The organism is Rhizobium sp. CFBP 8762, assembly GCF_014841565.1.
Lineage (GTDB): Bacteria > Pseudomonadota > Alphaproteobacteria > Rhizobiales > Rhizobiaceae > CFBP-8762.
Genome location: NZ_JACYUD010000010.1, coordinates 128,298 through 153,447, shown reverse-complemented (window position 1 = coordinate 153,447; position 25,150 = coordinate 128,298). Strand labels below are relative to the sequence as shown.

The following is a 25,150-nucleotide window of genomic DNA, read 5'->3' as shown; positions in this document are numbered from 1 at the left end:
ATCCGGAGAAAGCCGCCGAAGTGATTCGGCGGCTTTTTTGTATCTGAAAGTCAGTGAGGTCGTGCCTTGTATTCCCTGCGACGACGATGCAGCACAGGCTCCGTATAACCACTTGGCTGTGAGCGGCCTTTGAGCACCAGCTCCAGTGCAGCCTGAAACGCAATGGACGCTTCAAAATCCGTGGCCATTGGCTGATACAGCGGGTCTCCCGCATTCTGCCCATCGACCACTTCGGCCATGCGCTTCATACTCTCGATAATGCGGGTTTCCGTCACCACACCATGATGCAGCCAGTTTGCCATATGCTGGGCGGAGATGCGCAGCGTAGCGCGGTCTTCCATCAGCGCGATATTATCAATATCCGGCACTTTGGAACACCCGATACCCTGATCCACCCATCGTACGACATAACCGAGAATGCCTTGAGCATTGTTATCCAGCTCACGCTGAATTTCGTCTTGTGTCCAGTTGGGCCGCACCGCAACCGGCACCGAGAGAATGTCGTCGAGATTGGCACGGGGCCTTGTTTTTAGCGTTTCCTGCGCCTCAGTGACCTTGACCCGATGGTAATGCGTGGCATGCAAGGTGGCGGCTGTGGGCGATGGCACCCAGGCGGTAGACGCTCCAGCGCGGGGATGCGCGATTTTCTGCTCCAGCATCGCCGCCATCAGGTCTGGCATGGCCCACATGCCCTTGCCGATCTGCGCGCGCCCCGACAGACCGCAGGAAAGGCCGATATCGACGTTCCAGTTCTCGTATGCTGCAATCCAGCTGGCGCGCTTCATATCGCCCTTGCGGATCATCGGTCCGGCTTCCATCGACGTATGAATTTCGTCGCCTGTACGATCCAGGAATCCGGTATTGATGAAGACCACCCTCTCCTTCGCCTGCCGGATACACTCCTTGAGATTGACGGTGGTGCGCCGCTCCTCGTCCATGATCCCCATTTTCAGCGTATTTCGCGGTAGCGAAAGCATATCTTCTACACGCGAAAACAACTCGGCTGCGAACGCGACTTCCTCCGGTCCGTGCATTTTTGGTTTAACGATGTAAACCGACCCGGCCCTCGAGTTCTGCCCAAGACCGGCGGGTCCGATATCATGAAGAGCGATCAGCGAGGTGATCACGGCATCCATGATGCCTTCGGGTATCTCATTGCCATCGGCGTCGATAATAGCCGGATTTGTCATCAGGTGGCCGACATTGCGAATCAGCATCAGGGAACGGCCTGCCTGTTGAAAGACTGATCCGTCCGGTGCGCTGTATTGGCGGTCTGCGTTCAAACTACGCGTAAACGACCGACCGCCTTTTTGCACCTCTTCCTTTAGGTCGCCCTTCATCAGGCCGAGCCAGTTGCGGTACACCGCGACCTTGTCGTCTGCATCGACGGCAGCGATCGAATCCTCGCAATCCATAATTGTGGTCAGTGCAGATTCCAGCACGACATCGGAGATATGGGCCGCATCGTTGCTGCCGATGGTGGAATGCGCATCCAGAATAATATCGATGTGAATACCGTTGTTTGCAAGCAGCACGCTTTCAGGCGTTTCCGCATCGCCGCGATAGCCGGCAAATTGCGTGGCGTGCTGAAGCGTAACCTCGTGCTTTTCGGAAACGGTGAAGACGAGGGAGCCCTGTTTCACGTGAATCCGAGTGATGTCCCACCAGCTCGCTGCGCTCAGCGGCACGGACTCATCGAGAAAGTCTCTCGCCCACGCGATCACCCTGGCGCCACGCTCCGGATTGTAAGGGCCGCGCCTTTCCGCACCGTCGTCCTCGCTGATCGCGTCGGTGCCATACAGGGCGTCATACAGAGAGCCCCAGCGTGCATTGGCAGCGTTCAGCGCGTAGCGTGCATTCATGACAGGCACGACCAGTTGCGGTCCCGCGATGGTCGCGATCTCCGGATCAACGTTTTGCACCGATACCTGGAAATCCGGGCCTTCCGGCACGAGATACCCGATCTCGGTCAGGAACGCTTTATAGACGTCCAGATCAACCGGCGCACCGTTGGCGCGATACCAGGCATCAATGCGGGCTTGAAAATCGTCTCGCTTTGCCAACAGGCTCACATTTTTGGGAGCCAGATCGTGGACAATGCGCGAAAATGCTTCAAAAAAGCCTGCCGGATCAATGCCTGTTCCCGGCAACGCCTCAGACATCAGGAAATCATAGAGGACCGGCTCGAAATGCAGGCCGTAACTTTCAAGTCTTGTCATGTCCCCTCCATACTGGTTGAAGACCACGATAAACTTATTGCATCCGTTCCCGCAAGGACACCCTCATGGGTAAGCCACCATTTGGCTGTGTGGTCAGTTTCTGGACCGGCCAGGGATGTGTCTCGGGCGTCATGTCGAACCGGAAGCCGTGCATGAGAACGCTCAAGGCAATCACCGCTTCCTGCATGGCAAAAGTTGCGCCAATACAGACGCGGGGACCAGCACCGAACGGCAGGTACTGAAATCGATGAATTTTGTCGCGATTTTCCGGCAGAAAACGCTCCGGCATGAAGGCGCGCGGGCGTTCCCAGTACAGGGTGTGACGATGCAGCGTCCATGGCATAACCAGAATGGGCGTTCCAGCTTCCAATGTCAGTGTTTCGCCACTGGGAGACGTCCAACTGTCAGCCTTAATGGCCGCACGATTGATGGACGGCGCTGGTGGGTAGAGGCGCATGGCCTCCTCAAAGGCCGCGCGCACCATCGGCATCTTGTCCAGCCATTCGACAGGCTCAACGTCGCTGCCCAGCACACTGTCTATTTCCGCTTCCATACGGTCGCGCACATGCGGTGCATTGGCCACGCAGTACAGCGTCCATGCCAAGGCGCGCGCCGTGGTTTCATGGCCGGCACCGATGAACGTCAGGATGTTATCGTCAATCTCCGCTTGCGACAGACCATCCGGCCCTTCGAGTTTCAGCAGCAGGGTCAGAAAATCCTGCGGCACCGCATCTCCCTCGATCCGCATCCGCTCCCGGCGGGCATCCATCGTCTTGCCGACAATTCGGCGAAAATCGTTCAGCATCTTGCGTCCGCCGAAGCGGGTTACACGTGGCACCCACGCCGGAGCGATCATCATATCCATCGGGTCCACCCGACCCATGCGGTGCAGAAGCTTGTCCACATTCTGAGCGAACTCTTCCGTTTCCGTGGCGATTTCACCGGAGAACAAGGTTTCTGACAGAATATCGAACGTCAGTTCCGTCATATCCTTGGCAATGTTGCTGACGAAAGGTTGCGCCTGCTCATATTTGCGGGCGTAGCGCTCTGTCATACGCAGCATCTGCCCCGCAAAGCCCTTGGCGTGGCGGGGCGTGAAAACCGGGGCCATGGCTTTGCGCGAGCGTTTCCAGACCTCGCCTTCGGCTGTTAGCAAACCATCGCGCAAGATTGGTTTCAGCACGAGTTGGCGTACCGCCGACATCTCATAATTGCTGGAATTTTCCACCATCACATAGCGGATCAGTGCCGGGTCATTGATGATGACGGCGCGCTGCCCCAGGAGCGACATATCCACCCAGGGCTGCGTGTAGGCCTGCTCCCCCCAGAGTTCCAGGGGGTTTCGCAACGCGGTTTTCAGGAGTTGCAAACCAGACGGCGGCACTGCCGGAGGAATCGGTGCAGGTGGTTCAAACGGCAGCGGACGCATATCCATGATTTTAACCTCTAATGATCAACCGGTATGGCGTGATTCTGAGGCGCAATCATGGAGACATCAGCGCAGCAGCGGACGAAGCTCCGAGAGTTTATCGTTGACCAGCCAGCCGTAATAATTCTCTTCCGGCAACTGTGCCTTGCCGCCACGGTTGCGGGCAGCAAGGGCAGCCGCACGCACCTCCGGGTTACCGACATTATAGAGAGTGGCGGTCAGACCGGGATTGTCGGAAATATCCATACCCGCAACGGATCGATAGACCTCGATGGAGTTGCGGAGAATCGCAGCCATATAGGCGAGCGAGATATCCGGGTCCATAATGGCCTGATACACGGAGGCCGCATCATTGGCATCGAGCTTCGGATAGCCCGATACGCGCGAAACCTTGTCCGTCAGCATCAGGGCCGTCAGCGGATTGATCTGCCCGAGCCCAAATGTTTGCCCGGCGTAAAAGGGCTGAAAGAACACCGCGCTGAAACGGTTGTTCGGGAAGGATACCCCATCCACCGTTTCGCCCCGGAACCGCTTGTCCCAGATGCGTTCGACACAGGACCAGGACGCATAGGAACCGGTTTTCGTATCACATTCGTCAAACTGGGGACGATCCAGAAACTGCGTGATCGATTCGTCCTTGTACCCGAAGCGGAACGTATTGCCCGCATAGGATGCCGCCTTGATATAGTAGGATTGCAGCCGGTCGTAGGCGTCCACGTTGTAGGTATGCTCACCAACAATTGCGCCGACGATGTGCATGGGGTCTATGCCATAGGCCCGTGCAGCGGCTTTGATCTTGCCGACCAGTTTTTTGTCAGTCGCCAGCAGGTCCCGTACTTTTTCGTATTTTGCATCAAAGGTCGTGCGCGCGCCTTTCGTGCGGCGCGTTGAAGCGCCCGGCACCTGCGGCTGTTCTTCATACCGGTTGCCCGGTGGCACCTTGACAACCCCGTCCGCCATTGCGGCCAAAGGAGACAGGCAGAAAAGCCCAAATGCGCCGATGAACGCGAACCTGTAAAAAGTCTTCATGCTGAACCTGCCGCTTCGCTAAGGTGCATTTGGTAAAAGGAACGGCCCGGCCTGTCGAGGCCCGAGCCGTTCCTTTTTACTGAAGCCGGCAATATCAGAGAATATAGCGTGACAAATCGGTGTTAGCGGCGAGATCGCCGACATGCTTGCGCACATACTCCGCGTCGATCACCACTTCCTGACCACCGCGATCGGGCGCGGCGAAGGAAATCTCGTCCAGCACGCGCTCCATCACCGTCTGCAGGCGGCGGGCACCGATGTTTTCCACGCTGGCATTCAGATGCACGGCCACATCGGCCAGCGCATCCAGCGCATCGTCAGTGAAAGTCAGTTTTACCTCCTCCGTGTTCAAAAGCGCGATATACTGGCGGATCAGGCTTGCTTCCGTTTCCGTCAGAATACGGCGGAAGTCCTCCTTCGTCAGCGCCTTCAACTCCACGCGGATGGGCAGGCGCCCCTGAAGTTCCGGCAGAAGATCGGAGGGCTTGGACACATGGAATGCGCCGGATGCGATGAACAGAATATGATCGGTCTTCACCGGCCCATATTTTGTGGCAACCGTCGTGCCTTCCACCAGCGGCAACAGATCGCGCTGTACCCCTTCGCGTGATACACCGGCCCCCATGCCGCCTTCCCGCGCTGCAATCTTGTCGATTTCGTCAAGGAACACGATCCCATCGTTTTCGACGGAGCGGACGGCCTCCCGGTTGATCTGTTCGGCATCCAGCAACTTGTCCGACTCATCATCGATCAGAACAGCGTAGGATTCCTTGACGGTCGTGCGCACCTTCTTGGTGCGTCCGCCCATGGCCTTGCCGAACATATCGGACAGGTTCAAAACGCCGATATTGGCACCGGGCATTCCGGGAATTTCGAAGCCCCCGCCCCCGGTTCCGGTATCGGCAATTTCGATATCGATTTCCTTGTCGTCCAGCTCGTTGCCGCGGAGCTTTTTGCGGAAGCTGTCGCGAGTTGCGGGTGACGCGGTTGCGCCCACCAGGGCATCCAGCACGCGCTCCTCGGCATTGGCATGGGCCTTGGCCTTCACATCGGCGCGTTTCTTTTCACGCACCAGACCAATACCCACTTCGACCAGATCACGGATAATCTGCTCCACGTCACGGCCGACATAGCCGACCTCGGTGAACTTGGTGGCTTCCACCTTGATGAACGGCGCACCGGCCAGCTTTGCCAAACGGCGCGAGATTTCGGTTTTACCAACACCGGTCGGGCCGATCATCAGGATGTTTTTCGGCATGACCTCTTCGCGCAGATCATCATCCAGTTGCTGGCGACGCCAGCGGTTGCGCAGCGCAATTGCGACAGCGCGCTTGGCATCGTGCTGGCCAATAATGAAACGGTCGAGTTCCGACACGATCTCGCGGGGAGAAAAAGTTGACATAATGGGGTTTCCTTCCAGCGACTAAGCATTTCCAGTCAAAGCGGAATCGCTTTTGACGTCTGGACAATGCGTCAAAACAATGAATTAGCGCTCGGCGTCCAGCGTTTCCATGACAATATTGCCATTGGTGTAGACGCAGATATCACCTGCGATTTCCATGGCGCGACGGGCGATTTCAGCCGCCGTCTTGTCGGTGTCCATCAATGCGCGGGCTGCAGCATAGGCATAGTTGCCGCCAGAGCCGATGGCCATGGTGCCGTGTTCCGGCTCCAGCACATCGCCGTTGCCAGTGAGCGCCAGCGTCACGGACTTGTCGGCCACCAGCATCATGGCTTCAAGACGGCGTAAATAGCGGTCTGTCCGCCAGTCCTTGGCCAGTTCCACGCAGGCGCGTGTCAATTGGTCTGGATACTGTTCCAGCTTGGCTTCCAGCCGCTCCAGCAGCGTAAATGCATCGGCTGTAGCACCGGCAAAACCGGCGATGACATCGCCTTTCACCAGACGCCGCACCTTGCGGGCATTGCCCTTCATCACCGTTTGACCGAGGCTGACCTGACCATCACCCGCCATCACCACCTGACCATCCTTGCGCACAGTGATAATGGTGGTTGCATGCATGGTTCCGTATGGATTCTGTTCGCTCATATGTATCCTGCAAACTGTTGTGACCCCGATAATCCGGGGTGCTGTTGGCGATCTATGTAAGTGCCCTCCCGATAATTACAAATGCGTGATAATTACAAATAGGAAGGGATTGCAAATACAGGCCCGCTTCTGGATATTCACCCCCGTGCCTGTTAAGGGGACATCAGCACATTCTGCCAAGACATTCTGATGAGGAGCCGGATGACACAGGACCAGGTTACACGAACAGGCAGCGTAGCCCGCAAAACCAATGAGACGTCCATTGCCGTGTCCGTGGACATTGACGGCACCGGTGCCTCGACGATTGAAACCGGCGTTGGCTTTTTCGACCATATGCTTGACCAGCTCTCCCGGCATTCGCTGATCGACATGACCATCAAGGCTGATGGCGACCTGCATGTGGATGACCACCACACGGTTGAAGATACCGGCATCGCCATCGGGCAGGCGATCTCGAAGGCGCTGGGCGACCGGCGCGGCATTACACGCTATGCCTCGCTCGACCTTGCTATGGATGAGACGCTGACACGCGCTGCCGTGGACCTTTCGGGCCGTCCGTTTCTGGTATGGGATGTTAAATTTACATCGCCCAAAATTGGCACGTTCGATACCGAACTGGTGCGGGAATTTTTTCAAGCGCTGGCGCAGAACGCAGGTATCACGCTGCACATCAGCAATATCTATGGTGCCAATAACCACCATATTGCGGAAACCTGTTTCAAGGCCGTTGCCCGTGTTTTGCGTACAGCGACGGAAATCGATCCACGTCAGGCGGGCCGCGTGCCCTCCACCAAGGGCTCTCTGAGCTAGACTGGACTTTCCCATGCGCGTGAAAAGCTATCAGGTTCTAACGTCACCCCATGCTGGTCCGGCTGACGAACATGCGCGTTTTATTGCCGATAGCTTCGCCTATCTCGGCTTTGTGTTTCCGGGGCTTTGGCTGCTCGCTCACAAGCTGTGGTTTGCCGGGGTGGCCGTGCTGATCCTGCAAATGCTTGCAACCACTCTCATGGAAACCAAAGGCCTGTGGCTGTCTGGCTTTGCCTTCAATCTCGCGCTCAGCCTGCTGGTGTCACTGGAAGGCCAGCGACACCGCGCCCGCGTGCTGGAGCGCCGGGGTTGGACGCTGCAAACCGTGATTGTTGCCGCAAACGTCAGCACTGCCGAAGCCATCTATTACGGCAGTATCGAGGTTGAGGAAGAGGGTCCGGTAACCCATATCCCACTGCCGCCTGCGGCAAACGGCCCTGCGCGCGCAGACGCCGCAGCGCTTGGCCTCCTAGATTATAGTGGAGCACGTTGATGCAGGTCGCAATTATCGATTACGGGTCTGGAAACCTGCGGTCTGCCACCAAGGCGTTTGAGCGGGCTGCGCGGGAAGCAGGACTGGACGCGCACATCCTTCTGACGGATGATCCCGATGTGGTGGCCACCGCTGACCGCATCGTTCTACCCGGCGTGGGCGCTTATGCCGATTGTCGGCGCGGTCTGAGTGCCGTCGATGGCATGGAAGCCGCCCTGCTGGAGGCTGTGGAAACCAAGGGCCGTCCCTTTTTCGGTATCTGTGTTGGCATGCAGCTCATGTCATCGCGCGGGCTGGAGAAGACCGTGACCAACGGCTTTGGTTGGATCAAAGGCGATGTGGTGGAAATGCAGCCCGCCGACCCCACGCTGAAAATCCCGCAAATCGGCTGGAACACGCTGACCCTCAACCGCCCCCATCCGGTTTTTGCCGATATTCCCACCGGGCCGGACGGACTTCATGCCTATTTCGTCCATTCCTACCATCTGAAGGCGGAAAACGCCGATGATGTGATTGCCACGACGGAGTACGGTGGCCCAATGACGGCCTTTGTCGGGCGGGACACTATGGTGGGTGCGCAGTTTCACCCGGAAAAGAGCCAGACGCTCGGACTGGCTTTGATTGGCAATTTTCTGCGGTGGAAGCCGTAATTTTCTAACGCATTGTTCTAACGCAAAAGCGACGTCGCTTTTGCTGAAAATGCTCCGGTTCGAAAGTACGACCATGATTTTATTTCCCGCCATCGATCTGAAAGACGGCCAATGCGTTCGCCTCAAGCTGGGCGATATGGAGCAGGCTACCGTTTACAATCCTGACCCGGCAGCGCAGGCAAAAGCCTTTGAGGCCCAAGGGTTCGAATGGCTGCATGTGGTTGATCTGAACGGCGCGTTTGCGGGTGAGACTGTCAACGGTGCAGCGGTCGATGCGATTCTGCAAGCAACGAAAAACCCCGTGCAGCTTGGCGGCGGCATTCGCACGCTGGCGCATATCGAAAACTGGCTGTCGCGCGGCTTGGCCCGCGTTATCCTCGGCACCGTGGCCGTGCGCGACCCTGCTCTGGTTATCGAGGCTTGCAAGCAGTTTCCGGGCAAGGTTGCCGTTGGCATTGATGCCAAGGGAGGCAAGGTTGCTGTGGAAGGCTGGGCAGAGGCGTCCGAACTCGGTGTCATCGAGCTGGCACGAAAATTCGAAGGGGCTGGCGTCGCGGCCATTATCTATACCGATATTGATCGCGATGGCATTCTGACTGGCATCAACTGGGAATCCACACTGGAACTGGCCGATGCCGTCTCCATACCCGTGATTGCGTCGGGTGGTCTGGCATCCATGGATGATATCGCGCGCATGGTGCAGCCTAATGCGGCCAAGCTGGAAGGCGCGATTTCCGGTCGCGCTCTGTATGACGGACGGATTGATCCGCATGAAGCGCTGGCGCTTATTCGCGCGGCCAAGACTGAGCCATCCAAAACCGAGGCACTGCAATGACCCTCAAGGCCCGCGTTATTCCCTGCCTTGATGTCAAAGACGGCCGCGTCGTCAAGGGCATCAACTTTCTTGATCTGATTGATGCCGGTGATCCCGTCGAATCCGCCCGCGCCTACGATGCTGCCGGTGCGGACGAACTCTGCTTTCTGGACATCACCGCCTCCTCCGACAACCGCGATACCATTTTCGACGTGGTGGCGCGCACGGCTGAACAGTGTTTTATGCCACTGACGGTCGGCGGTGGCGTGCGGCAGGTGAGTGATATTCGTAAGCTGCTGCTGGCAGGCGCCGATAAGGTCTCGATCAATACGACTGCCGTCAAAAACCCGGATTTCGTGGCTGAGGCTGCAGACAAGTTCGGCAACCAGTGCATTGTCGTAGCAATTGACGCAAAGCGCGTATCGGTAGAGGGCGAAGAACTGCGATGGGAAATCTTTACCCATGGCGGACGACAATCGACCGGCATTGATGCCATCGAATTTGCGCAGAAAGTTGTGGACCTTGGCGCTGGAGAAATTTTGCTGACATCCATGGACAAGGACGGCACAAAAAGCGGTTATGATCTGGCGCTGACGCGCACCATAGCCGATGCCGTGCGTGCGCCGGTTATCGCATCCGGCGGTGTCGGCACACTGGACGATCTGGTGGCCGGTGTGCGGGATGGTCATGCGACGGCTGTACTGGCTGCTTCTATCTTTCATTTTGGCACCTACAGCATCGGTGAGGCCAAGCAATACATGGCTGATCATGGCATCGCCATGCGGCTGGATTGAGGACGCGTCTATGAGCAGTTTCACGTTGAAAACCTTGGAGCGGATGGTCGCGGAGCGCGCCAAGGCATCCCCTGACGAATCCTGGACGGCCAAGCTCGTTGCCCACGGACAAACCAAGGCAGCCAAGAAACTGGGCGAGGAAGCAGTGGAAACCGTTATTGCCGCTGTGAGTGAGGATCGGGAAGCGCTGGTGAACGAAAGTGCGGACCTGATCTATCACCTGCTGGTTGTCTTGAATATTGCTGATATTCCATTACAAGATGTGCTGAACGAGCTTGAGAGGCGCACAGGACAATCCGGCCTCACGGAAAAGGCAAACCGGCAACCACAATGACCTTCGCGTTTGATGAGCGGGAGCCGGCCGATATTCCGGATGATCTGGAAAAGCGGCGCTATTCCCCCTACCGCTTCTTTTCTGCCGAGGAATGGTCGAAGTTTCGTGCCGACACGCCCCTCACCTTGACAGCAGATGAAGTTCGCCGGCTAAGATCACTCAATGACCCGATTGATCTGGATGAGGTTCGCCGGATTTATTTGTCCTTGTCGCGGTTGCTATCGTCCCATGTGGAATCGTCCCAATTGCTGTTCGAGCAGCGCCAGCGGTTTCTGAGCCAATCGTTTGAAGCCAAGACACCGTTTGTCATCGGCATCGCGGGGTCGGTGGCGGTTGGGAAATCCACCACAGCCCGTATTCTCGCAGAATTGCTCTCGCGCTGGCCATCCAGCCCGAAGGTCGATCTGGTCACCACCGATGGTTTTCTCTATCCCAACACAATTCTGCGCCGTGAAAACCTGATGGACCGCAAGGGTTTCCCGGAAAGCTACGATACAGGTGCGCTTCTTCGATTTTTATCCGCCATCAAGGCGGGACAGCGCAATGTCAAAGCGCCCAGCTACTCTCACCTGATTTACGACGTCATCCCCGATGAATTTAAAATCGTGGACCGGCCCGATATTCTGATCTTTGAAGGCATCAATGTTCTGCAATCGCGCAGCCTTCCCGCCGATGGCAAAATCGTGCCGATGGTCTCGGATTTCTTTGATTTTTCGATCTATATCGACGCCGACGAAAACCTGATCCATACCTGGTACATCAACCGGTTCATGCGGCTGCGCCAGACTGCGTTTCGTGATCCAGATTCGTACTTTAATCGCTACGCGTCGGTCAGCGATGACGAGGCTCAAGCGATTGCCGAGCGGTTGTGGAACGACATCAACCTGAAAAACCTGCATCAGAATATCCTGCCGACCCGGCCCCGCGCTGATCTGATCCTGCAAAAGGGCGAGGATCACCTGACCAAGACAGTCGCGTTGCGCAAGCTATGAAGATTATAAAGTGACGCGGCGCAGGGTCAGGTTCACCCGCCCACCCTGTTTCAGCAGCGTCGAGGTGGTTGGATAAATCTTGTCCACGCCATGAAAGCAAAGCCGTCCCTCACCCCCAAGCACCACCACATCCCCGCTGGCTAGACGGAAGGACTGCGTCTTATCCTCTCGCTTCACACCACCGACGCGAAACAGGCAGGTGTTGCCCAGCGAAATAGAAACAACCGGCGCGTTCAGTGCCTGCTCGTCCTTATCCTGATGCAATCCCATCTTGGCTGTGTCGCTGTAAAAGTTGATGAGGCACGCCTGCGGCGGCAGATTGCAGCCGGAAACGGCGTTCCAGAGTTCCAGCAGCACGGGCGGTATAGCAGGCCATGGCGCGCCGGTAACGGGATGGTCTAGCTGGTAGCGATAGCCGCGCTCCTTGTCCGTCACCCATCCGAGCGGTCCGCAATTGGTCATGCGCACGCTCATCGGCGTGCCGGTCTTCGGCATAACAGGCGTATACAGCGGGGCTTGGGCAACCACGGATCGGATATCCGTAACGAGCTGCTCCTGCGCAACGCGATTCAAATACTCTGGAAAATAACGGATACCCTGTGGAAGCCACTGCATAAATTTAGTTATCCTCTGGTCGCCCACGCATCTTCTTCACATCCGAGCGTCCGGCCTTGGCTTTCAGCCGGCGCTCAACCGAGCCCTTGGTTGGCCTTGTCTTGCGGCGCGGCGGCGGCGGTGGTTCGGCGGCTTTCAGAATCAGTTCCTTCAGCCGTTCCCGCGCATCGTCCCGATTGCGCTCCTGGCTTCGGAAGCGACTGGCCTCCAACAGCAGCACGCCCTCTTTTGAGGCCCGTCGCCCTGACAGCGCCAAGGCGTTGGCTTTAACCCGGTCATCTAACGCAGGCGAGTTCGCGATATCAAAACGCAGTTGGACTGCCGTTGAAACCTTGTTGACATTCTGCCCCCCCGGCCCGCCCGCCAGCACAAATTGCTCGGTCAGTTCCCATCCGGCAATCACGATCCGCTCGTTGATGTATAAAGGGTCGCTTGCCATCTGCCTGCCGGTTCAAAAGTCGTTGTCGGCTTCACATAGCAAAAAACCCGGCTGCAACACAGCCGGGTTTCACGTGAATCAGTCTGTCTTGGCAGACATGGACATTTTCTTGTGCATGTCTACTCGGCAGCGAGCCGGATACCGGGACCAGCATCGCGAACGCCCACATCCACATGGCGTTCGAACTTGGCGAAGTTGGCTGCGAACATATCCGTCAGTCGTTCCGCCTGCCGGTCATAGGCGCTTGCATCTGCCCAGGTCGACCGTGGGTCCAGAATACCCGTATCGACACCCGGCACGGACACCGGCACCGCAAAGCCGAAATGCGGGTCGGTGCGGAAGTCCGAATCGTTCAACGACCCGTTCAGCGCAGCCGTCAGCAAGGCGCGGGTTGCACGGATCGGCATACGCTTGCCAGTACCATAGGCACCGCCCGTCCAGCCCGTGTTGACCAGCCAGCACTCCGCCCCGTGGCGACCAATGAGATCACGTAACAGGTTGCCGTACTCTGCCGGGTGACGCGGCATGAATGGCGCACCAAAGCAGGTGGAGAACGTCGCTTCCGGTTCCGTAACACCTTTTTCCGTGCCTGCGACCTTGGCCGTGTAACCGGAGAGGAAATGGTACATGGCCTGCTCCGGCGTCAGCCGTGCAATGGGGGGCAGCACGCCGAAAGCATCCGCCGTCAGCATGATCACAGTTGCCGGATGCCCGGCCCGGCCCGTTTCGCTGGCATTCGGAATGAAATGCAGCGGGTAGGCACACCGGGTGTTTTCCGTCAGCGAACCATCATCAAAGTCGGGCACGCGGTTGTCATCCAGAACCACGTTTTCCAGCACCGTGCCAAACCGCTGCGTGGTAGCAAAGATTTCCGGTTCTGCTTCCGCTGACAGACGAATGGTCTTTGCGTAGCATCCCCCCTCGAAATTGAAGATGCCGTCTTCCCCCCACCCATGCTCGTCATCGCCGATCAAGGTGCGTGTGGGGTCCGCAGACAATGTTGTCTTGCCCGTACCGGACAGACCGAAAAACACGGCGGATTTTCCATCATCACCCACATTGGCCGAGCAGTGCATGGGCATGACATCCTGGGCGGGCAGCAGGTAGTTCAGGGCTGTAAAGACGGACTTTTTAATTTCACCGGCATAGGATGTGCCGGCAATCAGCACGATGCCGTTGACGAGGTCGCAAGCGATAACCGTTTCGCTGCGGCAGCCATGACGCGCAGGATCGGCCTTGAAGCTTGGCAGATCGATGATCGTCAACTTAGGCCGGAAATCCGCCAGCGTGTCCCGCTTTGGACGAATCAAGAGATTGCGAATGAACAGCGAGTGCCAGGCAAGTTCCGTTACCACGCGGGTTGGAAGCGCATTTTCCGGGTCCGCCCCGCCGATCAGGTCCTGCACATACAAGGTCTTGCCGGCACAATGCGCCAGCATGTCCGCGTGCAGCACAGCGAAATGCTCCGGCGTCATTGCTTTGTTGTTATCCCACCAGATCTGGCTTTCCGTTGTAGCATCGCTGACAATGCACTTGTCCTTTGCAGACCGGCCCGTGTGCTGGCCCGTCAGGGCGCGCAAAGCCCCTTGCGCCGTCAGTTGCGCCTCTCCATTGCGAATGGCTGCTTCATACAAAGCTGCTTCGCTGAGGTTGGAAAGAACAGTCGAACTGACGAACGGCGCGTTATCCTGCCCGGTGGGCAGGGTGTGAATGTGTGAGGCCCCCATGCCTGAAAATTCCTTTAAATGCGCCAGATGGCCATTGAAACTGGAGGGAGCATAACAAATCACAAAACTGAAACAATAATAATTCAATGAAATCAATATATTAATCGATTTAAAACAGATTTCTCAAAATTAAACCGTTTGAAACTGCGATTTAAATCGAATGAATTTTTGCCTCGATTTAAAAAGATCACCCTGACCTTTTCCATTTGCCACAATTTGTTCCACCTTTATACTCAAGGAGGCTAAACAAACGATTCCCGATGACACCATCGGTTTTGCAGAAATGGAGTTTTAGCACGATGCACACGATTGCGCTTGTCGATGATGACCGGAATATTCTGACCTCCGTATCCATTGCGTTGGAGGCTGAAGGATACAAGGTCGAAACCTACACCGACGGTGCATCGGCATTGGATGGTCTGCTGGCCCGCCCGCCACAGCTTGCGATCTTCGATATCAAGATGCCGCGCATGGATGGCATGGAACTGTTGCGCCGTCTGCGGCAGAAATCCGATATTCCGGTTATTTTTCTGACCTCTAAAGACGAAGAAATCGACGAGTTGTTCGGCCTGAAAATGGGCGCGGATGATTTTATCACCAAACCGTTCTCGCAGCGCCTGCTGGTGGAGCGTGTGAAAGCTATCTTGCGCCGCGCGTCCAGTCGTGAAGCCGCTGCTGCCAGCCAGACGGCCAATGGCGGCGCAAAAGCTGCCGATGTGCAGGCGCGATCCCTGGAGCGCGGCCAACTGGTGATGGATCAGGAGCGCCACACCTGCACCTGGAAGGGCGAGCCTGTGACACTGACCGTCACGGAATTCCTGATTCTGCATTCGCTGGCGCAACGCCCGGGCGTCGTTAAAAGTCGTGATTCGCTGATGGATGCCGCCTATGACGAGCAGGTCTATGTGGATGACCGCACCATCGACAGCCACATCAAACGGCTGCGCAAAAAATTCAAGATGGTGGACAATGACTTCGACATGATCGAAACGCTGTACGGCGTCGGATATCGCTTCCGCGAATCAGCTTGATCGTAAAAAGGTTAAAACAGATTGGTTGAAGTTCTGCGGCAATCGGAGCTGGATGACACGGCGGCTGAAAATGGGGGCCGTGCCGGTCACCGTGGCTGGGTGCATCCGTTTACGCTCATCCGCCGTATCTTCGGCAATGCCGTTTTTTCCAGCCTGACGCGACGCATTCTGTTTTTTAACCTCGTGGCGCTGGTGGTGATGCTGGCTGGCATCCTCTACCTCAATCAGTTTCGCGAGGGGCTGGTGGATGCCCGGGTCGAAAGTTTGCTGACACAAGGCGAAATCATCGCCGGTGCAATTTCTGCCTCCGCCTCCGTCGATCCCGCCAATGCCATCGTCATTGACCCGGAGAAGCTTCTGGAACTGCAAGCGGGCCAAAGCATCACGCCCCGCCCCAATGACGAGGATCTGGAGTTCTCGATTAATGGTGAACGGGAAGCACCGGTGCTCCGGCGGCTGATTTCACCGACCCGTACACGCGCGCGCCTGTTTGATGCGGACGCCGATCTTTTGCTGGATTCCCGTCATCTCTACACCAAAAGCCAGGTTCTGCGGTTTGACCTGCCTCCATTGACTCCGGAGTCAGTGAGCATTGTCGACCGCTTGACCGCGTTCTTCAACCGAATGCTCCTGCCGACCAATCTGCCGCTTTATCGCGAGGCACCCGGGGGAAGCGGGACGATTTACCCCGAAGTCATGAATGCTTTGACCGGTGTTCGCAGCGCCGTGGTGCGCGTGACAGATAAGGGCGAGTTGATTGTATCGGTCGCGGTCCCCGTGCAGCGCTCACGGGCCGTACTCGGCGTGTTGCTTCTGTCCACACAGGCCGGTGATATTGACAAGATCGTTCACGCGGCCCGCCTTGCCATCATGCGGGTGTTCGGTGTCGCCGCCTTGGGCACGGTGGTTTTGTCACTGCTGTTGTCCAGCACCATTGCCAATCCGCTGCGCCGCCTGTCGGCTGCGGCCATCCGTGTGCGTCGCGGCTCCAAGGAGCGTGAGGAGATACCGGACTTTTCCTCCCGTCAGGACGAAATTGGCAATCTGTCGATTGCGCTGCGTGGCATGACGACCGCGCTGTATGATCGTATCGACGCAATTGAAAGTTTCGCCGCCGATGTCAGCCATGAGTTGAAAAACCCGCTGACCTCACTGCGCAGCGCAGTGGAAACCTTGCCATTGGCCCGCAACGAAGACTCCAAAAAGCGCCTGCTCGACATTATCCTTCACGATGTGCGGCGGCTGGATCGTCTGATCAGCGACATTTCAGACGCCTCGCGGCTGGATGCTGAACTGGCCCGCACAGACGCAAAATCGGTCGATATGGAAAAGCTGCTGGGTGATCTCGTAGAGATTTCCCGCCAGATTCGCAGCAGCAAGAAACCTGTTCAGTTGAATTTCATCGTGGACCGCAAGGATAATCCGAAAGCGAAATTCATCGTCAGTGGTCATGATCTGCGCATCGGGCAAATCGTTACCAATCTGATTGAGAATGCGCGGTCTTTTGTGCCAGATCAGGGCGGATTGATCACGGTGCGCCTGACACGATCGCGCACGCGCTGCATCGTGAACGTAGAAGACAATGGCCCGGGCATTCAGGCGGAAGACATCGATCGTATTTTTGAGCGCTTCTACACCGACCGGCCCGATAGCGAGGGCTTTGGCCAGAATTCCGGTCTTGGCCTGTCCATCTCTCGGCAGATTGCCGAGGCCCATAACGGTTCGCTGAAGGCCGAAAACATGTCCGACACGACAACGGGTATGCCGCAAGGCGCGCGGTTCATCCTGTCCCTGCCGCTGGAAAAGACGTCCTGAGACCATGCGAAATGTTCACGCAACAGCTCTGGTTCTGGGTCAACGTGGTCTGTTGCTGGTGGGACCGTCCGGTGCGGGCAAATCGTCTCTTGCGCTGGATTTGATCCACGCTGCCGAACGTCAGGGCCAGTCATGCAGCCTGGTGAGTGACGATCAGGTTTTGATCGAGGTGAAAGACGGAACGGTCATTGGTCACGCACCATCCTCTATTTTTGGACTGATCGAGGTGCGGGGTGCTGGTATTGTTTCCATGCCAGCGGTTACTTCGGCCACGCTTCACGTCGCGATCTTGCCCATCCGCGCGCCGTACGAACCACGAATGCCGCCCGAAAATGAACGCTTCGATCTCGGCGACGGCAATAGCCTGCCATTGGTTCGCCTGCCTGTTGGTCTGTGTCAGGATGTGCTCGGTTTGCTGCAAAGGCTGCTAAAATCGAATTAGCAAGCTATATTAGTCTATTCTACCGGGAGGGTTGTCGATTTTTATCTTGCACTTCGGCGTTTCCTCGCCAAGATGAGCGCAACATAGGTGGACGTATTTGTCGCAGTGCGATATCCCGCCATCCCATGTTTGTAATTGGAGCGGAGACACCATGATTGGACTTGTGCTTGTCACACACGGCAAGCTGGCGGAAGAGTTTAGACATGCGTTGGAGCATGTCGTTGGACCGCAAAAAGCCATTGAGACTGTTTCCATCGGCCCTGAAGATGATATGGATCAGCGGCGACAGGATATTCTGGAGGCCGTCAGCCGGTCCGATCTCGGCAAGGGTGTGATCATTCTCACCGATATGTTCGGTGGCACGCCATCCAACCTCGCGATCTCGGTGATGAGCAGCGGCAAGGTCGAAGTGATCGCAGGCGTCAACCTGCCAATGCTGATCAAGCTAGCCGGTGTCCGTGGCGAAAAGGATATGGACACAGCACTCGTGGAAGCATCCGAAGCCGGCCGCAAATACATCAACGTGGCCAGCCGTGTGCTGAGCGGCAAGTAGGGATTACAACACGCATGTCCCTTTCCCGAGAGCTGCTTATCATCAACAAGCGTGGTCTTCACGCCCGGGCTTCCGCCAAATTCGTGCAGACGGTGGAGGCTTATGATGCTGTTATCACCGTCTCCCGCGATGGCAGCACGGTTGGCGGCACCTCCATCATGGGTTTGATGATGCTGGCGGCCAGCACTGGCTGTTCCATTACCGTTACTTCGGAGGGAGAGCAGGCAGCAGAAGCGCTCGATGCGCTGGACGCGCTGGTCCGTGACCGGTTCGGCGAAGAAGCATAAAGATATAAAGACTTCTTTATATCGTTGCCCAAAACGGCATTTCCTGATAGACGAACCACCTGCCCTTTTAGGGACATCCAGCGTGGAGAGCTTTATGAGCACGACGAACGACTATCTGGTCGCCGATATTGGTCAGGCCGATTATGGCCGCAAGGAAATCACCATTGCCGAAACCGAAATGCCGGGCCTGATTGCCTGCCGCGAAGAGTTTGGTGCATCGCAACCGTTGAAGGGCGCGCGCATTTCCGGCTCACTTCATATGACCATTCAGACGGCCGTGTTGATCGAAACACTGGTGGCGCTCGGCGCAGAGGTTCGCTGGGCTTCCTGCAACATTTTCTCCACACAAGACCATGCTGCCGCAGCCATTGCCGCCGCGGGTATTCCCGTCTACGCCATCAAGGGTGAAACACTGGAAGAATACTGGACCTATACGGACCAGATCTTTCAGTGGCGCGATGGTGGCTTGTCGAACCTGATTCTGGATGATGGCGGCGATGCCACCATGTATATTCTCTTAGGCGCGCGTGCTGAGGCTGGTGAGGACGTGCTGTCCAATCCCGGCTCGGACGAGGAAGAAGTTCTGTTTGCGCAGATCAAGAAGCGTCTGGCCGCATCGCCGGGCTGGTTCACCAAGCAGCGTGATGCAATCCGCGGCGTGAGTGAGGAAACGACCACGGGTGTGAACCGCCTGTACCAGTTGCATGCCAAGGGCCTGCTGCCCTTTCCCGCAATCAACGTCAACGATTCCGTTACCAAGTCGAAGTTCGACAACAAGTATGGCTGCAAGGAATCGCTCGTGGACGGCATTCGCCGAGGTACGGACGTGATGATGGCAGGCAAGGTTGCCGTTGTCTGCGGTTATGGCGATGTCGGCAAGGGCTCTGCGGCCTCTCTTCAGGGTGCCGGCGCGCGCGTGAAGGTAACGGAAATCGATCCGATTTGCGCGTTGCAGGCCGCGATGGACGGTTTTGAAGTCGTCCAGTTGGAGGACGTCGTATCCACGGCTGATATCTTCATCACCACCACCGGAAACCGGGACGTCATTCGCATCGAGCATATGCGCGAGATGAAGGACATGGCGATTGTTGGCAATATCGGCCATTTCGACAATGAAATCGAGATTTCCTCGCTGCGCAATCTGAAATGGACCAACATCAAGCCACAGGTCGATATGATCGAGTTTCCCAAGGGCAACCGCATGATCCTGCTGTCGGAAGGACGTCTGCTGAACCTTGGCAACGCCACCGGCCACCCATCTTTCGTCATGTCGGCCTCGTTCTCCAACCAGGTTCTGGCGCAAATCGAGCTGTTCACCAAGTCGGAGGAATACGGCAAGGACGTTCATATCCTGCCCAAGCATCTGGATGAGAAAGTTGCCCGTTTGCATCTCGCCAAGCTGAATGCAAAACTTTCCACGCTGAGCGAGGAGCAGGCGGCCTATATCGGCGTCAGCCCGAAGGGTCCATTTAAGTCAGATCACTACAGATACTGATCGAAAACCCGTTATCCACAACATGTAGCAGTACGGCAGGCGCCCTGACCTTGACAAAGGTTAGGGCGTCTTTTTTCGGCTCTGCCCTTCCCGCCAAATGGTGAAGCAAGTATGTTTTAGGCAGTTGATTCGTGTGCGACACAGCGCCTGTTGTGTTGAAACTACTGACATGCCAAAGCGGCCGCTCGTGTTCATACCGTTGCGTGCTTTGGTGACATTGGGATGTCTTGTCGGCAAGCGGCAAAGAAGACGGAGACAGACCGGGGATGATATTGGAATACCGACGCAGCCGGATCAGGCGGCAGCGCGACGTGGATGAGTGCCCGATGAAGACCGATGTCTTTCATCGCCTCCACCGAATGCTGAAAGACAATGATGTGCTGGTTTGGCGCGTTGCTGGACGGAAAACCGCTGTGCACTCTTTCTGCAATCGCATGACAAGCTCTTGCCTTGCCTTTCAACGTTTGCGTCGGTTGGCAGCGAGCTGTGTCTTTGTTGGAGCTGCGACACCTGCCCTTGCTCAAACAGAAGGACTGACGGAAACCCTTTTCAGCTCCAATGAGGTGATGACCGGCGCGCTAATGCTGGGCGTCATTTCCGCCGTTACGCTCTCTGCCGTCTGGTTTATGCGCCAGCGCAATCAGGCAGATCTTGAAAACAGGGAGCTTCGTGCATCCCTGTCGGATGCCAACCAGCGAATTTCCCGCTTTCAGGCGCTGATTTCCGATCATAACCGCCGCATCGTCGTGTGGGACAGTCTGGATGACAAGCCCGAATTTCTGGGTCGCCTGCCGGGCGAGACCGGTGCACCGATAGAAGATCGGGATTTCCTCGCTTTTGGCAGATGGCTGAAATCGGCGTCTGCCGGCCAGCTGGAAAAAGCCATTGACCGTCTGCGCACCAATGCTGAAAGCTTTGATCTGACGGTGGAAACCGTGCGTGGTGAAGTGCTGGAGACGGAAGGCCGCGTATCCGGTGGCCGCGCCTTTGTGCGCTTTGTTGCTCTCAACAATCTGCGTGCCGAACTCGCTGCGTTGAAGATCGAGCGGGATAAGTTTCACGCTGCAATCAGTGGTTTGCACACCCTTTTGAACGCTGTGGATTTTCCCGTTTGGCAAAGGCAGGCCGATGGGTCGCTGTCATGGGTCAACACGGCCTATGCCCGCGCCGTTGATGCACAGACGCCGGAGGCAGCACTGGCCGAGGGTCGTGAACTGCTGGAAACCTCGGCGCGTGATCGCCTGAAGACACTGGACGCCAACAGCCCGTTCCGGGACACCATTTCCACCGTGCTGGCGGGCAGCCGCACCTTCTTCGATGTTGTCGGCGTAAAGGTCGCCGATGCGACCGCAGGCATTGCTGTCAATGTGTCGGCGAAGGAAGCGGTGCGCGAAGAGCTGGCTCGCACGCTGAAGAGCCACGCGGAAACTCTGGATCATCTGGCCACGCCTGTTGCCATTTTCGATGGTGAGCAGCGGCTGCAATTCTACAATCAGGCCTTCCAGCAACTCTGGAGCCTGGATATCGGTTTTCTGGAGCGCAAGCCCAATAATGCGGAGGTTCTGGACCGTCTGCGCGCTGGCGGCAAGCTGCCCGAGCAGTTGAACTGGAAGCAGTGGAAGGACGGCGCGCTGGTCGTCTACCGTGCACTGGACACGCAGACCGACCTCTGGCACCTGCCGAACGGCCAGACCCTGCGCGTGTTTGCGACCGCACGGCCGCAGGGCGGTGCGACATGGGTATTCGAGAACCTCACCGAGAAAGTGGATCTCGAAACGCGCTATAACACGCTGGTTCAGGTGCAGAGCGAAACGTTCGATCACCTGTCTGAAGGCGTGGTAGTGTTTGGGCCGGATGGCCGCATTCGTTTGTCCAACCCTGCATTCCGCGCGCTGTGGGGCATTACTGAAGAGCAGGCCAAACCCAACACCCATATTCGTGCACTGGAAGCCGCCTGTCAGGTATCCTACGATCAGCCGGATGGCTGGAAGCGCTTCGGCCATATGATCACCAGCTTTGATGATGAGCGCCCGAGTTCGCAGGGTGTGCTGGAACTGCGCACGGGCCTCATTCTGGATTTCGCGGTCATTCCGCTGCCCAATGCCCAGACCATGCTGACCTTCGTCAACGTCACCGACAGCGTGCGCGTCGAGCGCGCCCTGACCGACAAGAACGAGGCCTTGCGCAAGGCCGATGCGCTCAAGAACGATTTTGTCCAGCATGTGTCCTACGAACTGCGCTCGCCGCTCACCAACATCATCGGTTTTGCTGATTTGTTGAAAACCCCGTCGATCAGCGCCTTGAGTGAGCGGCAGGCAGAATATGTGGATCATATTTCCACCTCGTCATCGCTGCTCTTGACCATCGTCAACGATATTCTGGATCTTGCGACCGTTGATGCAGGGATTATGGAGCTGGATTTCAGCGATGTGGACCTTGGCGGGCTGATTGACGATATCGCCACGCAAATGGCCGACCGCCTACATGAAAATTCAGTAATTCTCGAAATCACGGCACCGGACCGCTTGGGCTCTATCGTCGCCGATCATCAACGCCTGAAGCAAATTCTAATCAAGCTTCTGACCAATGCGGCCAACTTCGCGCCCGAAGGCAGCGCAATTGCACTGAAATGCTGGCGCGAGGGCAGTGATCTTGTCTTTACCGTCCACGACAATGGCCCCGGCATTGCGCAGGATGTGATCGAAACGGTGTTCAACCGCTTCGAAAGCCACGGCCAGCATGGCGGTGCGGGTCTCGGCCTTTCCATCGTTGATAGTTTCGTCAGCCTGCATAAGGGCAATGTTTCCATTCGCAGCCGGGAGGGCGAGGGAACCGAAGTGACGTGTCGCATTCCGTCCGGCCAGTTGCGCAACTCTGCCGCAGCCGAATAAGCATGAGCCCGCTGTCACGTTTCCTGCCTGATGAGGCTGCCACGATCCAGCTTGGTGAGGATCTGGCTCTTGCTTTGAAGCCCGGCGATTGCGTGGCACTTCATGGCGATCTGGGTGCCGGGAAATCCACGCTGGCGCGTGCATTTCTGCGCGCCCTGGCCGATGATGCTGACCTTGAGGTGCCCAGCCCGACCTTCACGCTGGTGCAGGCCTACGATCTCAGAATCCCCGTGGCGCATTTCGATCTCTATCGATTGGGTGATCCATCTGAACTGGATGAGCTCGGCTTTGACGAGGCACTTGAAGACGGCATTTGTCTGGTGGAGTGGCCGGATAAGGCCGATGACCGTTTGCCCGATCAACGCGTTGATCTTTATATTACCCATGAGGGGGACGGTCGGCACTTGCTGATTGACGCCCCAGCTGCCGCACGGGCGCGCATTGCCCGCAGCCTTGATATTCGCGACTTTTTGGCCGCAAACGGTCATGCCAATGCTACGCGACGGCACTTGAGCGGTGACGCGTCCAGCCGCGCCTATGAGCGCATCGGTGTCGATAGCGACGCTACTCCGCTGATCCTGATGGATTTTGCGACGGTGGCTCCCGGGCCTATTCTGATGGATGGAAAATATTACCAGCAGCTTGCCCACATATCAGAAAATGTCGTGCCGTATCTGGGCCTTGCCGCCTATCTGCGCCAAGCTGGCCTTGCGGCACCAGAGGTTTTTGCGTCAGATATCAGCCAAGGTTTCGTTCTTCTGGAAAATCTGGGCGCAGATGGCATTCTGGATGCGCAGGGTGCGCCCATTGCATCGCGGTATCATGAGAGCATTACATGCCTTGCGCAGCTTCACAGCAGGCCTGTTGAGCACACCATCAGCACGCCCAGCGGCATTCAGCATACTATTCCGGATTTCGACGCAACGGCGATGCGGATTGAAACACAATTGCTGATAGACTGGTATTTGCCCTGGAAGCGCGGCAAGCCGGCTACCGAAGTTGAGCGACAGACGTATCTGGGCCTGTGGGATCAGCTGATAGCAATGACACAGTCCTCTGAGAAAAACCTGCTGCTGCGCGATTTTCATTCGCCCAACATCATCTGGCGCGATGACAGGGCCGGACTGGACCGCGTTGGAATTATTGATTTTCAAGATGCCATGATCGGCCCGACAGCCTACGATGTTGCGTCCCTTACCCAGGATGCTCGCGTCACCATTCAACCGGCGCTGGCGCAATCACTACTATCGGCTTACACCGATGCCAGAGCAGCGCTTGGCCCATTCGACCAACAGGCCTTTCAGCGCGAATGGCATATCATGGCTGCGCAGCGCAATTGCAAGCTGGTTGGGCTGTGGGTGCGCCTTATGCAACGGGATGGCAAGCCGGACTATATCCGCCATATGCCCCGAACGCTGGCATACCTTCGTGCAGCCTTGTCCCACGATGCTCTTACCCCTTTGCGCAACTGGTGCATTCAAACAGGACTTTTGCCGCAATGACCATTCGCAACGCCATGATTCTGGCTGCCGGACTTGGGTCGCGTATGCGGCCTATAACCGAAACCACGCCCAAGCCGCTCGTGAAAATCGCAGGCAAACCCATGGTGGATAAAGCGCTGGATTTGCTGGTTGAGGCTGGCGTCACCCGCGTGGTTGTGAACGTTCACCATCTGGCAGACCAGATGGAGGCTCATCTGGCGGGCCGAAAAACACCGGACATTCTGATTTCCGATGAGCGCGACATGTTGCTCGATTCGGGCGGTGGCCTGAAAAAAGGTCTTGAACTGCTGAACGACGACCCGCTGTTTGTGATGAACTCCGATTTGTTCTGGGTGAACGAGGGGTCCACCAGCAATCTCCGCCAGCTTGCCGATCGCTTTGATCCTGACACCATGGACAAGCTGCTGCTGTGCGTGACCTTGGAAAACACCACGGGGCACAACGGCAAACGCGACTTTTCTTATGCCGAGGATGGCCGGTTGACGCGATACCGGGAGGGAGAGCCTAATCCAGTCGTCTATGCCGGGGCGTTCATCATGCTACCCGCATTGCTGAGTGACGCGCCGGATGGGGCTTTCAGTCTCAACACGTATTTTGACAAGGCCATTGCCCAAGGGCGGCTATTCGGCATGACGCTGCAAGGACACTGGATCACCGTTGGCACACCCGAAGCGGTAGCCGAGGCCGAGACTGCCTTGCGAAACCTTGCACAATGACCATTCGCAGCTGAAAACGATTCCGC

24 protein-coding genes are annotated in these 25,150 nt (G+C 57.0%); 16 read left to right on the top strand and 8 right to left on the bottom strand.

Annotated elements, in window-relative coordinates; translation table 11 throughout:
- Positions 1–50: 50 nt before the first annotated feature.
- The 5 genes from IFT84_RS20045 to hslV form a co-directional block, all read right to left on the bottom strand.
- Positions 51–2,219 (bottom strand): malate synthase G, encoded by a 2,169-nt coding sequence (locus tag IFT84_RS20045; RefSeq protein WP_192122391.1) that lies wholly within the window; start codon positions 2,217–2,219, stop codon positions 51–53.
- Positions 2,220–2,253: 34 nt separating this feature from the next.
- On the bottom strand, positions 2,254–3,654 hold the full coding sequence (locus tag IFT84_RS20040) for a cytochrome P450 (protein ID WP_192122390.1): 1,401 nt from the start codon (positions 3,652–3,654) through the stop codon (positions 2,254–2,256).
- A gap of 60 nt (positions 3,655–3,714) precedes the next feature.
- Entirely contained in the window at positions 3,715–4,608 is an 894-nt protein-coding gene (locus IFT84_RS20035) for a DUF1402 family protein (RefSeq protein ID WP_244651314.1), read from the bottom strand.
- Positions 4,609–4,771: 163 nt separating this feature from the next.
- Positions 4,772–6,079, bottom strand: coding sequence for an ATP-dependent protease ATPase subunit HslU (gene hslU / locus IFT84_RS20030; RefSeq protein ID WP_192122388.1), 1,308 nt, complete (start codon positions 6,077–6,079; stop codon positions 4,772–4,774).
- A gap of 84 nt (positions 6,080–6,163) precedes the next feature.
- Entirely contained in the window at positions 6,164–6,724 is a 561-nt protein-coding gene (gene hslV / locus IFT84_RS20025; RefSeq protein WP_192122387.1) for an ATP-dependent protease subunit HslV, read from the bottom strand.
- Between the two features lie 201 nt (positions 6,725–6,925).
- Between hslV and hisB the strand changes: the two genes are divergently transcribed.
- From hisB to coaA, 7 genes are all read left to right on the top strand, one after another.
- On the top strand, positions 6,926–7,534 hold the full coding sequence (gene hisB, locus IFT84_RS20020; RefSeq protein ID WP_192122386.1) for an imidazoleglycerol-phosphate dehydratase HisB: 609 nt from the start codon (positions 6,926–6,928) through the stop codon (positions 7,532–7,534).
- A gap of 13 nt (positions 7,535–7,547) precedes the next feature.
- Positions 7,548–8,027 (top strand): DUF2628 domain-containing protein, encoded by a 480-nt coding sequence (locus IFT84_RS20015; RefSeq protein ID WP_192122385.1) that lies wholly within the window; start codon positions 7,548–7,550, stop codon positions 8,025–8,027.
- Positions 8,027–8,677: an imidazole glycerol phosphate synthase subunit HisH gene (gene hisH, locus IFT84_RS20010; protein WP_192122384.1), complete on the top strand. Its 651-nt coding sequence runs from the start codon at positions 8,027–8,029 to the stop codon at positions 8,675–8,677. The genes IFT84_RS20015 and hisH overlap by 1 nt, the downstream gene beginning before the upstream one ends.
- A 73-nt stretch (positions 8,678–8,750) precedes the next feature.
- Positions 8,751–9,512, top strand: a complete 762-nt coding sequence (gene hisA, locus IFT84_RS20005; protein ID WP_192122383.1) for a 1-(5-phosphoribosyl)-5-[(5-phosphoribosylamino)methylideneamino]imidazole-4-carboxamide isomerase — start codon at positions 8,751–8,753, stop codon at positions 9,510–9,512.
- The gene (gene hisF, locus IFT84_RS20000; protein ID WP_192122382.1) at positions 9,509–10,285 is read left to right on the top strand and encodes an imidazole glycerol phosphate synthase subunit HisF; all 777 of its coding nucleotides are present in this window, start codon (positions 9,509–9,511) and stop codon (positions 10,283–10,285) included. Before hisA ends, hisF begins: the two co-directional genes overlap by 4 nt.
- 10 nt (positions 10,286–10,295) lie before the next feature.
- Positions 10,296–10,619 carry a phosphoribosyl-ATP diphosphatase gene (locus IFT84_RS19995; RefSeq protein WP_192122381.1) on the top strand — a complete coding sequence of 108 codons (324 nt, stop codon included), beginning with the start codon at positions 10,296–10,298 and terminating at the stop codon, positions 10,617–10,619.
- A complete protein-coding gene (gene coaA, locus IFT84_RS19990) occupies positions 10,616–11,611 on the top strand; it encodes a type I pantothenate kinase (RefSeq protein ID WP_192122380.1) in 996 nt (331 codons plus the stop codon). The genes IFT84_RS19995 and coaA overlap by 4 nt, the downstream gene beginning before the upstream one ends.
- A 3-nt stretch (positions 11,612–11,614) precedes the next feature.
- Here the strand turns inward: coaA and IFT84_RS19985 are convergent, their stop codons facing one another.
- The 3 genes from IFT84_RS19985 to IFT84_RS19975 form a co-directional block, all read right to left on the bottom strand.
- Entirely contained in the window at positions 11,615–12,226 is a 612-nt protein-coding gene (locus IFT84_RS19985; protein ID WP_192122379.1) for an alpha-ketoglutarate-dependent dioxygenase AlkB family protein, read from the bottom strand.
- 4 nt (positions 12,227–12,230) lie between these two features.
- Positions 12,231–12,665: an alternative ribosome rescue aminoacyl-tRNA hydrolase ArfB gene (gene arfB, locus IFT84_RS19980; RefSeq protein WP_192122378.1), complete on the bottom strand. Its 435-nt coding sequence runs from the start codon at positions 12,663–12,665 to the stop codon at positions 12,231–12,233.
- 119 nt (positions 12,666–12,784) lie between these two features.
- Positions 12,785–14,392 carry a phosphoenolpyruvate carboxykinase gene (locus IFT84_RS19975; RefSeq protein WP_192122377.1) on the bottom strand — a complete coding sequence of 536 codons (1,608 nt, stop codon included), beginning with the start codon at positions 14,390–14,392 and terminating at the stop codon, positions 12,785–12,787.
- Between the two features lie 299 nt (positions 14,393–14,691).
- Here IFT84_RS19975 and IFT84_RS19970 point away from each other — a divergent pair, with 299 nt between their 5' ends.
- The 9 genes from IFT84_RS19970 (at position 14,692) to IFT84_RS19930 (ending at position 25,124) form a co-directional block, all read left to right on the top strand.
- Positions 14,692–15,423, top strand: coding sequence for a response regulator transcription factor (locus IFT84_RS19970; RefSeq protein WP_192122376.1), 732 nt, complete (start codon positions 14,692–14,694; stop codon positions 15,421–15,423).
- A gap of 21 nt (positions 15,424–15,444) precedes the next feature.
- On the top strand, positions 15,445–17,238 hold the full coding sequence (locus tag IFT84_RS19965) for a sensor histidine kinase (protein WP_192122375.1): 1,794 nt from the start codon (positions 15,445–15,447) through the stop codon (positions 17,236–17,238).
- 4 nt (positions 17,239–17,242) lie between these two features.
- Positions 17,243–17,680, top strand: a complete 438-nt coding sequence (locus IFT84_RS19960) for an HPr kinase/phosphorylase (protein WP_192122374.1) — start codon at positions 17,243–17,245, stop codon at positions 17,678–17,680.
- A 151-nt stretch (positions 17,681–17,831) separates the two neighbouring features.
- Positions 17,832–18,233, top strand: coding sequence for a PTS sugar transporter subunit IIA (locus IFT84_RS19955; RefSeq protein ID WP_192122373.1), 402 nt, complete (start codon positions 17,832–17,834; stop codon positions 18,231–18,233).
- A gap of 14 nt (positions 18,234–18,247) precedes the next feature.
- Entirely contained in the window at positions 18,248–18,520 is a 273-nt protein-coding gene (locus IFT84_RS19950; protein ID WP_192122372.1) for an HPr family phosphocarrier protein, read from the top strand.
- Between the two features lie 94 nt (positions 18,521–18,614).
- Positions 18,615–20,015, top strand: coding sequence for an adenosylhomocysteinase (gene ahcY, locus IFT84_RS19945; protein ID WP_192122371.1), 1,401 nt, complete (start codon positions 18,615–18,617; stop codon positions 20,013–20,015).
- A gap of 434 nt (positions 20,016–20,449) precedes the next feature.
- Complete coding sequence (locus IFT84_RS19940) at positions 20,450–22,906, top strand: sensor histidine kinase (RefSeq protein WP_192122409.1); 2,457 nt, start codon at positions 20,450–20,452, stop codon at positions 22,904–22,906.
- A 2-nt stretch (positions 22,907–22,908) separates the two neighbouring features.
- On the top strand, positions 22,909–24,408 hold the full coding sequence (tsaE, locus tag IFT84_RS19935) for a tRNA (adenosine(37)-N6)-threonylcarbamoyltransferase complex ATPase subunit type 1 TsaE (protein WP_192122370.1): 1,500 nt from the start codon (positions 22,909–22,911) through the stop codon (positions 24,406–24,408).
- Positions 24,405–25,124, top strand: coding sequence for a nucleotidyltransferase family protein (locus IFT84_RS19930; RefSeq protein ID WP_192122369.1), 720 nt, complete (start codon positions 24,405–24,407; stop codon positions 25,122–25,124). The genes tsaE and IFT84_RS19930 overlap by 4 nt, the downstream gene beginning before the upstream one ends.
- Positions 25,125–25,150 lie beyond the last annotated feature (26 nt).